This is a genomic window from Pseudomonas sp. FW305-96, assembly GCF_058783825.1.
In genome coordinates this window covers 1-12,259 of record NZ_JBYSYW010000016.1, presented here as the reverse complement: position 1 = coordinate 12,259, position 12,259 = coordinate 1, and the positions used below count along the sequence as shown (strand labels likewise).

The 12,259-nt window shown below is 63.9% G+C and carries 12 protein-coding genes and 1 pseudogene; 3 read left to right on the top strand and 10 right to left on the bottom strand.

Translation table 11 applies throughout. The features are described from left to right. Positions 1 to 12 precede the first annotated feature (12 nt). A complete protein-coding gene (locus AC3WL2_RS14005; protein WP_102685199.1) occupies positions 13 to 771 on the bottom strand; it encodes a Nif3-like dinuclear metal center hexameric protein in 759 nt (252 codons plus the stop codon). Positions 772 to 976: 205 nt separating this feature from the next. Between AC3WL2_RS14005 and algW the strand changes: the two genes are divergently transcribed. After that, positions 977 to 2,137, top strand: a complete 1,161-nt coding sequence (gene algW, locus AC3WL2_RS14000; RefSeq protein ID WP_102685198.1) for a Do family serine endopeptidase AlgW — start codon at positions 977 to 979, stop codon at positions 2,135 to 2,137. Between the two features lie 154 nt (positions 2,138 to 2,291). On the opposite strand, the gene AC3WL2_RS13995 is transcribed toward algW, so the two are convergent. From AC3WL2_RS13995 to AC3WL2_RS13980, 4 genes are all read right to left on the bottom strand, one after another. Beyond that, a complete protein-coding gene (locus tag AC3WL2_RS13995) occupies positions 2,292 to 3,056 on the bottom strand; it encodes an amino acid ABC transporter ATP-binding protein (RefSeq protein ID WP_023629378.1) in 765 nt (254 codons plus the stop codon). Positions 3,057 to 3,066: 10 nt separating this feature from the next. Beyond that, the gene (locus AC3WL2_RS13990; protein WP_102685197.1) at positions 3,067 to 4,164 is read right to left on the bottom strand and encodes an amino acid ABC transporter permease; all 1,098 of its coding nucleotides are present in this window, start codon (positions 4,162 to 4,164) and stop codon (positions 3,067 to 3,069) included. 10 nt (positions 4,165 to 4,174) lie between these two features. Then, positions 4,175 to 5,353 (bottom strand): amino acid ABC transporter permease, encoded by a 1,179-nt coding sequence (locus AC3WL2_RS13985; protein WP_102685209.1) that lies wholly within the window; start codon positions 5,351 to 5,353, stop codon positions 4,175 to 4,177. A gap of 78 nt (positions 5,354 to 5,431) precedes the next feature. Further along, positions 5,432 to 6,460 (bottom strand): amino acid ABC transporter substrate-binding protein, encoded by a 1,029-nt coding sequence (locus AC3WL2_RS13980; RefSeq protein ID WP_102685462.1) that lies wholly within the window; start codon positions 6,458 to 6,460, stop codon positions 5,432 to 5,434. 335 nt (positions 6,461 to 6,795) lie between these two features. Here AC3WL2_RS13980 and AC3WL2_RS13975 point away from each other — a divergent pair, with 335 nt between their 5' ends. Continuing rightward, the gene (locus AC3WL2_RS13975; RefSeq protein WP_102685461.1) at positions 6,796 to 7,452 is read left to right on the top strand and encodes an alpha/beta hydrolase; all 657 of its coding nucleotides are present in this window, start codon (positions 6,796 to 6,798) and stop codon (positions 7,450 to 7,452) included. Positions 7,453 to 7,544: 92 nt separating this feature from the next. Beyond that, a complete protein-coding gene (rhlB, locus tag AC3WL2_RS13970) occupies positions 7,545 to 9,017 on the top strand; it encodes an ATP-dependent RNA helicase RhlB (RefSeq protein ID WP_102685460.1) in 1,473 nt (490 codons plus the stop codon). A 124-nt stretch (positions 9,018 to 9,141) separates the two neighbouring features. On the opposite strand, the gene moaE is transcribed toward rhlB, so the two are convergent. The 5 genes and pseudogenes from moaE to AC3WL2_RS13945 all read right to left on the bottom strand — a co-directional run. Beyond that, a complete protein-coding gene (gene moaE, locus AC3WL2_RS13965; RefSeq protein WP_102685459.1) occupies positions 9,142 to 9,588 on the bottom strand; it encodes a molybdopterin synthase catalytic subunit MoaE in 447 nt (148 codons plus the stop codon). A gap of 2 nt (positions 9,589 to 9,590) precedes the next feature. Then, positions 9,591 to 9,836: a molybdopterin converting factor subunit 1 gene (gene moaD, locus AC3WL2_RS13960; RefSeq protein WP_023629385.1), complete on the bottom strand. Its 246-nt coding sequence runs from the start codon at positions 9,834 to 9,836 to the stop codon at positions 9,591 to 9,593. Next, positions 9,836 to 10,306: a cyclic pyranopterin monophosphate synthase MoaC gene (gene moaC, locus AC3WL2_RS13955; protein ID WP_046857035.1), complete on the bottom strand. Its 471-nt coding sequence runs from the start codon at positions 10,304 to 10,306 to the stop codon at positions 9,836 to 9,838. Before moaC ends, moaD begins: the two co-directional genes overlap by 1 nt. Positions 10,307 to 10,429: 123 nt before the next feature. Further along, on the bottom strand, positions 10,430 to 11,824 hold the full coding sequence (locus AC3WL2_RS13950) for a PhoH family protein (protein WP_102685458.1): 1,395 nt from the start codon (positions 11,822 to 11,824) through the stop codon (positions 10,430 to 10,432). Positions 11,825 to 12,115: 291 nt separating this feature from the next. After that, positions 12,116 to 12,259, bottom strand: a pseudogene (locus AC3WL2_RS13945) (phosphonate ABC transporter, permease protein PhnE); the annotation flags it as partial.

Below are 12,259 nucleotides of genomic sequence, written 5' to 3'. Positions count from 1 at the left end.
GCGATGCGGCCGTCAGATCGGATTCGGGCAATCGATGAACAGGTGCTCCAGGGCAAAGCGACGCGCCAGGTAATCGCCCAGCGCCTGCACGCCGTAGCGCTCTGTTGCGTGGTGACCGGCGGCGATGAAGCTGATGCCGTTCTCGCGGGCACTGTGGAAGGTCTGCTCCGACGCCTCGCCACTGAGGAACAGGTCGACTCCGGCGGCGATGGCGGTGTCGATGTAGCCCTGCCCGCCCCCGGTGCACCAGCCGACCCGGCGGATCGTCTGCTCACCCTCGATGAGCAGCGGCTCACGCCCCAGCGCCTCCTGCACACGGCGGGCGAAATCCCGCGCCGATACCGGTTCGGCCAGCGAGCCGACCAGGCCCACCACCTTGGGATTGTTGGGGTCCAACGGACCCTCGACGGTGATGTCCAGCTGGCGCGCCAGCTGCACGTTGTTGCCCACCTCCGGGTGCACGTCCAGCGGCAGGTGGAAGGCCAGCAGGCTGAGGTCGTGCTTGAGCAGGGTCTTCAAGCGTCGCTGCTTGATACCGGTGATGCAGGGGTTTTCACCCTTCCAGAAATAGCCATGGTGCACCAGCACCAGGTCGGCCTCGGCCTCGACCGCGGCGTCCAGCAGCGCCTGGCTGGCGGTCACGCCGCTGACGATGCGGCTGACCTGGGGACGGCCTTCGACCTGCAGGCCGTTGGGGCAGTAATCCTGGATCCTGGCGCTGGCCAGGTAGCGCTCGGCTTCCTCGACCAGGATATTGAGGGCGACGGCCATGAAAAATCTCCTCGAATTCGGCATTGCGACGGGCGTCAGGCCCTATAATGGCCGCCATTATGGGCCGTCGCCGGCGTGGGGGAAACCGCCGGCAGGCGCTCGGGGTGTCCGGCCATCGCCGTTCGGTATCTTCAGGTGTATGATCGCGCCCGCTCGCGCCCCGGGCCCATAGACACGGCCCCCGTCCCACTCCCAGGATCGATTCATGCTCAAGGCTCTGCGTTACTTCGGCTGGCCCCTGCTCACCGGTGTGCTGATCGCCATGCTGGTCATCCAGCGCTTCCCCGAATGGGTCGGCCTGCCCAGCCAGGACGTCAACCTGCAACAAGCCCCGCAAACCACTAAGCTCATGCAGGGGCCGGTCTCCTATGCCGATGCCGTGACCCTGGCCGCGCCCGCAGTGGTCAACCTCTATACCACCAAGGTGGTGAACAAGAGCGCGCACCCGCTGTTCGAGGACCCGCAGTTCCGCCGCTTCTTCGGCGACAACCTGCCCAAGCAGCGGCGCTGGGAGTCGAGCCTGGGCTCGGCGGTAATCATGAGCCCGGAAGGCTACCTGCTGACCAACAACCACGTCACCAGCGGCGCCGACCAGATCGTCGTGGCCCTCAAGGATGGCCGCGAGACCCTTGCCCGGGTGATCGGCAGCGACCCGGAAACCGACCTGGCAGTACTGAAGATCGACCTCAAGAGCCTGCCGGCGATCACCATCGGCCGCTCCGACAGCATCCATATCGGTGACGTGACCTTGGCCATCGGCAACCCCTTCGGTGTCGGCCAGACCGTGACCATGGGCATCATCAGCGCCACCGGCCGCAACCAGCTGGGCCTGAACAACTACGAAGACTTCATCCAGACCGACGCGGCGATCAACCCGGGCAACTCCGGCGGTGCGCTGGTGGATGCCAACGGCAACCTGGTGGGCATCAATACCGCGATCTTCTCCAAGTCCGGTGGTTCGCAAGGTATCGGCTTCGCCATCCCGGTCAAGCTGGCATTGGAGGTGATGAAGTCGATTATCGAGCATGGCCAGGTGATCCGTGGCTGGCTGGGCATCGAAGTGCAGCCGCTGAGCCAGGAACTGGCCGAATCGTTTGGCATGCAGGGGCGCCCGGGAATCGTGGTCGCCGGTATTTTCCGCGACGGGCCGGCGGCACGTGCGGGGCTGCAACTGGGCGATGTGATCATGAGTATCAACGGCGAGCCCGCCGGTGACGGGCGCAAGTCGATGAACCAGGTGGCGCGGATCAAGCCGACCGACAAGATCAGCATCGAAGTGATGCGCAATGGTCAGCAGATCAAGCTGATCGCCGAGGTGGGCCTGCGGCCACCACCAGCGCCGGTGGCCGCCAAGGAAGAGAAGTAAGGCTACAGGTGTGGGAGCAACTGCCCTGTGTCGTTTTGGCAAGCCAGCTCCCACAGGGACGGCGCTTGAATTGAGGGCCGCGCGGTCGGAGTGAGAGCCGGCTTGTCGTGGCGACGAACCGCGGCGAAAGGGCCGCGAAGCGGCCCCGGGTAAATCAATGCAGGATCTGGCTCAGGAACAGTCTGGTTCGATCACTGCGCGGCCGGTCGAAGAAGTCGTCCGGCGCCGCCTGCTCGACGATCTCCCCCTTGTCCATGAAGATCACCCGGTTCGCCACGGTGCGGGCAAAGCCCATCTCGTGGGTCACGCAGAGCATGGTCATGCCATCCTCGGCCAGGCTGACCATGGTGTCGAGCACCTCCTTGACCATCTCCGGGTCCAGCGCCGAAGTCGGTTCGTCGAACAGCATGATCTTCGGCTTCATGCACAGCGCCCGGGCAATCGCCACCCGCTGCTGCTGACCGCCGGACAACTGCCCAGGGTACTTGTGCGCCTGCTCCGGAATGCGCACGCGCTCGAGGAAGTGCATGGCGATTTCCTCTGCCTTGCGCCGCGGCAGCTTGCGCACCCACATGGGAGCGAGGGTGCAGTTCTCGAGGATGGTCAGGTGCGGGAACAGGTTGAAGTGCTGGAACACCATGCCCACCTCGCGGCGGATCGCCTCGATCTGCTTGAGGTCGTTGGTCAGCTCGACGCCGTCGACGACAATACGCCCCTGCTGGTGCTCTTCCAGCCGGTTGAGGCAGCGGATGGTGGTCGACTTGCCCGAGCCCGACGGCCCGCACAGCACGATACGCTCGCCCTGGCGCACGTTCAGGTTGATGTCCTTGAGCACATGGAACTGGCCGTACCACTTGTTCACGCCCTGCATCTGGATGATGCCTTCGGGGCCGGCAGGCTGCTTGATCGCTTCACTCATTTCGAAACTCCTAACGCTTGTGGCCAGTGTCCAGCTTGCGCTCCAGATGCATGGAGTAGCGGGACATACCGAAACAGAAAATCCAGAACACCAGGGCGGCGAACACATAGCCCTCGGTCGCCATGCCCAGCCAGGCCGGGTCGGCCGCGGCCTGCTTGACGCTGTTGAGCAGGTCGAACAGGCCGATGATGATCACCAGGCTGGTGTCCTTGAACAGGGCAATGAAGGTGTTGACGATGCCAGGGATCACCAGCTTGAGTGCCTGGGGCAGGATCACCAGGCCCATCGCCCGCCAGTAGCCCAGGCCCATGGCCGCGGCGGCTTCGTACTGGCCCTTGGGGATGGCCTGCAGGCCGCCGCGCACCACCTCGGCGATGTACGCCGACTGGAACAGGATCACGCCGATCATCGCCCGCAGCAGCTTGTCGAAGCTCATGCCTTCGGGCAGGAACAGCGGCAACATCACCGAGGACATGAACAGTACGGTGATCAGTGGCACGCCGCGCCAGAACTCGATGAAGGTCACGCAGACCACCTTCACCGCCGGCATGTTCGAGCGCCGCCCCAGCGCCAGCAGGATGCCCAGTGGCAACGCGCCGACAATGCCGACCGTGGCGATCACCAGGGTCAACATCAGGCCGCCCCATTGGCTGGTGGGCACGGTGTCCAGTCCTGGCGTGCCACCGTGCAGCAGGATGTAGGCCAGGATCGGGTACACCACCAGGAAGCCCAGCCCATACACAGCCTTGCGCGGGAAGCGCTTGATGAACAACGGGGCCGCGCCGAGCACGGCGAGCCACACGGTCAGGTCGACGCGCCAGCGCAGTTCCGTCGGGTAATAGCCGTACATGAACTGGCCGAAGCGCTGCTGGATGAACACCCAGCAGGCGCCCTCCTTGGTGCAGTCGGCGCGGGTGGTGCCAACCCAGTTGGCGTCGATGAACGCCCACTGCACCAGCGGCGGCACGATCAGCCACACCAGGTACAGCGCGAACAGCGTCAGCAATGTGTTGAGCCAGCTGGAGAACAGGTTGGCCCGCATCCAGGCGAGCACGCCAACGGTCTTCACCGGTGGCGGCATGTCGGGTTTGAAAACATGGGCTGTCACGGAAGGACCCTCACCGTTCGATCAGCGCAATGCGCTTGTTGTACCAGTTCATCAACAGCGAAATGCTGATGCTGATGGCGAGATAGACGCTCATGGTGATGGCGATCACCTCGATGGCCTGGCCGGTCTGGTTGAGCACGGTACCGGCGAACAGCGAGACCATCTCCGGGTAGCCGATGCCTGCAGCCAGCGACGAGTTCTTCGCCAGGTTCAGGTACTGGCTGGTCAGCGGCGGGATGATCACCCGCAACGCCTGGGGGATGATCACCTTGCGCAGCGTCGGGCCTTCGCGCAGGCCCAGCGAACGGGCCGCCTCGGTCTGACCGTAGCTGACCGAACGGATACCCGAGCGCACGATCTCGGCGATGAACGCTGCGGTGTAGATGGTCAGCGCCAGGGTCAGCGCCAGCAGCTCGGGGATCAGCACCCAACCGCCGACGAAGTTGAAGCCCTTGAGCTGCGGCACTTCCCAGTGCACCGGGCTGCCGAACAGCAACGCGCACACACCGGGGATGCCGATCAGCAGCAACAGGCCCACCCAGAACTTGTGGAACGGCTGGCCGGTTTCATCGAAACGCTTGTTGGCCAGGCGCACCATCAACACGATGGCGACGATCGCCAGCACCAGCGCGATCATGAACGGCCAGAAGCCCTCGGCCATGGCGGCGCCAGGCATGTTCAGGCCACGGTTGCTGATGAAGAAGGTGTCGTCGATATTGATGCTGCCCCGCGGCCCCGGCAGGGTCAGGAACACGGCGAAGTACCAGAACAGGATCTGCAACAGCGGTGGGATGTTGCGGAAGGTCTCCACGTACACCGTCGCCAGCTTGCTGATCATCCAGTTCGGCGACAGCCGTGCCACGCCGATGATGAAGCCCAGCAAGGTAGCCAGGATGATGCCGATGAAGGTCACCAGCAGAGTGTTGAGCAGGCCGATGACGAACACCCGGGCGTAGCTGTCCGATTCCACGTAGGGGATCAGGTGCTGGGCGATGCCGAAGCCGGCACTGCGCTCGAGGAAGTCGAAGCCCGAGGTGATGCCCCGGTGCTGCAGGTTGGTCTGGGTGTTGTGGAACAGGTACCAGCCCAGGCCCACCACGAAGACCACCGTGAGGATCTGGAACAGCCACGCGCGCACACGTGGATCACTAAGGGAAAACCCTTTCCGTGCGCCGATTTGATTTTGCATGAAGTGCCCCGAAAAGAAGGGATTCGAACGACCCGCGGCGGCAGGATGCCGCCCCCCCCCCCCCCCGGGGTGCAGCCATCAGCGCACAGGTGGCGCGTACTGGATGCCGCCGTTGTTCCACAGGGCATTCATGCCACGGTCGATCTTCAGGTCGGTGCTCTGGCCCAGGTTCTTCTCGAACACTTCGCCATAGTTGCCGACTTGCTTGACGATCTGCACTACCCAGTCCTTGGGCAGCTTGAGGTCCTTGCCGTACTCGCCATCGGCGCCCAGCAGGCGGGCGACGTCAGGGTTCTTGGTGGACTTGGCCTCGGCCTCGACGTTCTTCGAAGTGACCCCTGCTTCTTCCGCGTTGAGCATGGCGAACAGGGTCCACTTGACGATGCTGAACCATTCCTCGTCGCCCTTGCGCACGACCGGGCCCAGGGGCTCCTTGGAGATGGTTTCCGGCAGCACCACGTACTCGGTCGGCGCGGCCAGCTTGGAGCGCTGGGCGAACAGCTGCGACTTGTCCGAGGTCAGCACGTCGCAACGGCCGGACTCCAGCGACTTGGCGCTCTCGTCGGAGGTGTCGAAGGTGATCGGGGTGTACTTGAGGTTGTTGGCGCGGAAATAGTCGGAGACGTTCAGTTCGGTGGTGGTGCCGGCCTGGATGCAGATGGTGGCGCCGTCGAGCTCCTTGGCGCTGGAGACACCGAGCTTCTTGTTGGCGAGGAAACCGACGCCGTCATAATAGGTGACGCCGGCGAACACCAGGCCCATGCCGGCATCACGCGAGCTGGTCCAGGTGGTGTTGCGCGACAGCACGTCGACTTCGCCGGACTGCAGCGCGGTGAAGCGCTCCTTGGCGTTGAGCTGGCTGAACTTGACCTTGGTCGCATCGCCGAACACGGCGGCAGCCACGGCGCGGCACACATCGGCGTCGATGCCGACGATCTTGCCCTGTGCGTCAGGCACGGAGAAGCCGGGAAGACCATCGCTCACGCCACACTGGACGAAGCCCTTCTTCTTCACCGCGTCGAGGGTGGCGCCGGCCTGGGCGAAGCTGGTGGCGCCCAGCGCGGCGGCGGCGGTCAGGACTGCCAGGGTGGTTTTCAACATCTTCATCAACAACCTCCAAATCGCTCTTGTTGTATGAGCCGGAATTGCACCGCACCCTTATGAGGCGCATCCGACCCCTTGTTGGCTTGTTTTTGGGTCAATTGGCGCAATGGGCTGTTCTATGACAGCCTTCGATCCACACGAGGGGTGTTACCGGGACCGGCCCACCTCTTCGCATGACAAGGACATAGCAAAGGGCGTACCACAGTCCACGGCTTAAGCGATAAAGCGGTAGTCAAGTAGGAAAAGTTGTAGAGTTGCGACATCTTTTTCTGGCATTAACCGCCAATGCCTTTTTTTTACGCACTACATCAGTACGCCAGCACTCTTTCGGAGCAGTCATGACCCAACCGCTGATTATCGAACCGCAGAAAACCGCCGACGCCTGTGTGATCTGGTTGCACGGCCTGGGAGCCGACCGTTACGACTTCCTACCGGTAGCGGAATTCATGCAGGAACGCCTGCTCAGCACCCGCTTCATCATGCCCCAGGCGCCGACGCGCCCGGTAACCATCAACGGCGGCTACCAGATGCCCAGCTGGTACGACATCAAGGCCATGACCCCAGCGCGAGCCATCGACGAAGCGCAACTGGAAGAGTCGGCCGACCAGGTGATCGCCCTGATCAAGACCGAACAGGCCAAGGGCATCAACTTGTCGCGCATCTTCCTCGCCGGGTTTTCCCAGGGTGGTGCGGTGGTGCTGCACACAGCCTATATAAAGTGGCAGGAAGCGTTGGGCGGGGTCATCGCCCTCTCCACCTACGCGCCGACCTTCAGCGACGCACAGCAACTGAGTGCCTGCCAGCAGCGCACGCCGGCGTTGTGCCTGCACGGTGTGCACGACCCGGTGGTGATCCCCTCGATGGGCCGCACGGCGTTCGAGTACCTCAATACCTGGGGTGTGGCCGCCCAGTGGCATGAATACCCGATGGAGCACGAAGTGGTGGTCGAGGAACTGACGGACATCCACGACTGGCTGAGCCGCCAGTTGCAGTGATTGTGTAGCCCAGCCCGCATTGCACTACGCCGCGCCCGATTCTTGCATTACACTGCCCGGCGTACATTCCTTAACCAGTTGACGAGACGACCGTGCTCAAGGCACTCAAGAAAATATTCGCCAAAGGTGACGCCGCACCGCCCATCGCCGCGTCCCAACCCGAGCCGGCTCCTCAGCCGGCCGCCGCCCAGGCGCCAGAGCGCCAGGCCGGCAAACCCAGGCCAAAGCCTGCGCCCAAGGCCAAGGCCGAGCCACAAGCCGCCGTCCAGGTCGCCCAACCGCCGCGCGCCGAGTCGCCCGCCAAGGACAAACCACGCCGCGAACGCAAGCCCAAACCCCAGGCCAGCCTGTGGAAGCCCGAGGACTTCGTGGTCGAGCCGCAGGAAGGCAAGACGCGTTTCCACGATTTCAAGCTCTCCGATGAGCTGATGCATGCCATCCACGACCTCGGCTTCCCCTATTGCACGCCGATCCAGGCCCAGGTCCTGGGTTACACCCTGCGCGGCCAGGACGCTATCGGCCGGGCCCAGACCGGCACCGGCAAGACCGCCGCGTTCCTGATCTCGATCATCTCGCAGCTGCAGCAGACCCCACCGCCCAAGGAACGCTACATGGGCGAGCCGCGGGCGCTGATCATCGCCCCGACCCGCGAGCTGGTGGTGCAGATCGCCAAGGATGCCCAGGCACTGACCAAGTACACCGGCCTGAACGTGATGAGCTTTGTCGGCGGCATGGACTTCGACAAGCAGCTCAAGTCGCTGGAAGCGCGCCATTGCGACATCCTGGTAGCCACCCCGGGCCGCCTGCTGGACTTCAACCAGCGCGGCGAGGTGCACCTGGACATGGTCGAGGTAATGGTGCTGGACGAGGCCGACCGCATGCTCGACATGGGCTTCATCCCCCAGGTCCGCCAGATCATCCGCCAGACCCCGCCCAAGAGCGAGCGCCAGACCCTGCTGTTCTCCGCCACCTTCACCGACGACGTGATGAACCTGGCCAAGCAGTGGACCACCAACCCGGCCATCGTCGAGATCGAGCCGGAGAACGTCGCCAGCGAGACCGTCGAACAGCACGTCTACGCCGTGGCCGGCAGCGACAAGTACAAGCTGCTGTACAACCTGGTCACGCAGAACAAGTGGGAACGGGTGATGGTTTTCGCCAACCGCAAGGACGAGGTGCGGCGCATCGAGGAAAAACTGGTGCGCGACGGCATCAACGCCGCCCAGCTCTCTGGCGACGTGCCGCAGCACAAGCGTATCCGCACCCTGGAAAGCTTCCGTGAAGGGCGCATCACCGTGCTGGTGGCCACCGACGTGGCCGGCCGAGGCATCCACATCGACGGCATCAGCCATGTGATCAATTTCACCCTGCCGGAAGACCCGGACGACTACGTGCACCGCATCGGCCGCACCGGTCGCGCCGGCACCAGCGGCGTGTCGATCAGCTTTGCCGGCGAGGACGACTCGTACCAGTTGCCAGCGATCGAAGAGTTGCTGGGGCGCAAGATCAAGTGCGAGATGCCGCCGGACGAGCTGTTGAAGCCCGTGCCGCGCAAGCATCACTGAATGGCAGGATCGGGGCCGCTACGCTGCCCTATCGCCGGCAAGCCGGCTCCCACAGAGATACGCGCTCCTGTGGGAGCCGGCTTGCCGGCGATCCGGGGCGCAGCCCCGGCCAGCGAATAGAGCATCACCAGCGCCCCGCCGCATCCTGGTCGCTCTGCTTGCCTTCCACCCAGCGCGGTCCTTCCTGGGTATTCTCCTTCTTCCAGAACGGCGCCCGGGTTTTCAGGTAATCCATGATGAAGTTGCAGGCATCGAACGCCGCCTGCCGATGCGCGCTGGCCACGCCGACAAAGACAATCGGCTCGCCCGGTTCCAGGGCGCCGATACGGTGCAGCACCTCGACCTTGAGCAGCGGCCAGCGCCCTTCGGCCTCGACCACGATCTTGGCCAGGGCCTTCTCGGTCATGCCCGGATAGTGCTCGAGGAACATCCCCGCCACTTCCCGGCCATCGTTGAAGTCACGCACATAGCCGACAAACCCGACCACCGCGCCCACGCCGACATTGGCGGCGTGCATGGCGTTGACTTCGGCGCCCGGATCGAAGGCCGCCTCCTGAACGCGCACGGTCATGGTCAACCTCCGGTCACGGGTGGGAAAAACGCGATCTCGTCACCCTCTTCCAATGGCTCATCGAGCCGGCACAGCTCTTCGTTGCGGGCACACATCAGGTTCTGCTCGGCCAGCACCGCGTAGTGTCCACCCTTGCCCGCCAAGGCCTGGCGCACGTCGTCCAGCACCTTGAAGTCGCCTTCCAGGCGCTCGGCGTCGATGCCCAGCAACTCACGGTAGCGGGCGAAATACATGACCTTGACCTTCATCACCCCTCCACCTTGTAGTGGCCGCTCTTGCCACCGGTCTTCTCCAGCAGGCGCACCTGCTCGATGACCATGCCTTTGTCCACTGCCTTGCACATGTCGTAGATCGTCAACGCGGCGACGCTCGCGGCGGTGAGCGCCTCCATTTCGACGCCGGTCTGCCCGGCCAGCTTGCAGCGGGCGACAATGTGCACCACGTCCTCGCCCTCGGCGGCCAGCTCGACCTTGACGCCGGTGAGCATCAGCGGATGGCACAGCGGGATCAGGTCGCTGGTCTTCTTCGCCGCCTGGATGCCGGCGATGCGCGCCACGGCGAACACGTCGCCCTTGGGGTGTTGGCCATCGACGATCATGCGCAGGGTGTCCGGCAACATGCGCACCCGTGCCTCGGCAATCGCCTCGCGGGCGGTCACGGCCTTTTCAGTGACGTCGACCATGTTGGCGCGCCCCTGGGAATCAAGATGAGTCAGCACTGCTCTGCTCCTGGGAAGGGATGACAGAGTGTAAACCTGCCGGTCAGCTTTGAGCAGAGGGCAGAACAGCGCATCGCGGGGCCAGCCCGCTCCCACGGTGGGAACGGGCTGGCCGGCGACAGGTTACAGGTGCGACTCGGCGTACTCGGCCAGTACCGAGCGTGGCACGCCCTGCAGGGTGATATGAACGCCGTGGGGGAAGTCCTTGAAGCGCTCGGTGAGGTAGGTCAGCCCGGAACTGGTGGCCGACAGGTAAGGGGTGTCGATCTGCGCCAGGTTGCCCAGGCAGACCACCTTCGAGCCGGTCCCGGCACGGGTGATGATGGTCTTGATCTGGTGTGGCGTGAGGTTCTGGCACTCGTCGATGAGGATCAGGCTCTGCTGGAAGCTGCGCCCACGGATGTAGTTCAGCGACTTGAACTGCAGCGGCACCCGCTCGAGGATGTACTCGACACTGCCGTGGGTGCTCTCGTCATCCATGTGCAAGGCTTCGAGGTTGTCGGTGATCGCGCCCAGCCAGGGCTCCATCTTCTCTGCCTCGGTACCCGGCAGGAAGCCGATCTCCTGATCCAGCCCCTGCACGCTGCGGGTGGCGATGATTCGCCGGTAGCGCTTGCTGACCATGGTCTGCTCGATGGCCGCGGCCAGCGCCAGGATGGTCTTGCCCGAGCCCGCCGCGCCGGTCAGGTTGACCAGGTGGATATCCGGGTCGAGCAAGGCGAACAGCGCCAGGCTCTGGTGGATGTCCCGTGGTTTGAGCCCCCAGGCCTCCTGGTGCAGCAGCGGTTCCTGGTGCAGGTCGAGCAGCAGCAGTTCGTCGTTGCGGATGCCCTTGATCCAGCCGACGAAGCCCTGCTCGTCGATGATGAACTCGTTGACGTGCACGGCGGGCAAGTTGTCCGTCAACTGCACCCGATGCCAGGTACGGCCACGCTCCTGGCGCGTGTCGACCTTGCTCACGCGGTCCCAGAACGACCCTGTGACCGAGTGGTAGCCCTTGGACAGCAAGGACACATCGTCGACCAACTGGTCGGTGCTGTAGTCCTCGGCGGCGATCCCGCAGGCACGCGCCTTCAGGCGCATGTTGATGTCCTTGGTCACCAGCACCACGTCGAGGTCCTTGCGCTTGGCGCGCAGGTCCAGCAGCTGGTTGATGATGATGTTGTCGGCGAGGTTCTCGGGGAGCAGGCGGTTGGGCTCGTTGCGCGTGCTCATGAGGATGGACAGGAAGCCCTTGGGCCCGCTCTTGCCGCGCTGGATCGGCACGCCCTGCTCGACATCGCTGGGCGAGGCGTCGCCGAGGGTCTGGTCGATCAGGCGGATGGCCTGGCGACATTCGGCGGCGATGGTCTGTTTACCGGTCTTGAGCTTGTCGAGTTCCTCCAGCACCGTCATCGGTATGGCGACGTGGTGCTCCTCGAAGTTGAGCAGGGCGTTGGGGTCGTGAATCAGGACGTTGGTATCGAGCACATACAGGATTGGCTGGTTGGAGGAAGGGGTGCGTCCTTGGTCATCCATACTCGTTCACCTTATGTGAAAGCCACACGGCGCGAACGGCTGCGCCGCAGAGTGACTGCCGTTCTCCCCGTATCCGCGTCGTTACGGGCGGGAAGCTCACCTGGCAAGGAAGGCGTGGATGACGCCACCTGTGCTGCAGGGTTCGGCTGTCTGGTTCCTTGATACCGCAAAAACCATGACCGGAAAAAGTCTTTTTACGCTCAGGTGAAGTTTATTTTTCGGATTGACGAACAGGGCTTGGCGTGGGCCCGGAGCAGGACTACAGTCAGGGATCAGGTGCCGCGAATACACTCAGGCCCGCACGAAACGTTGGCGCAACACATCGCTCAGGGCGTCCACCAGCAACACCAGCACCAGCATGGCGATGATCACCGTGCTGGCCTGGGCCTCCTGGAACAGGCTCAGGGTCGCGTAGAGCATCTGCCCCAGCCCGCC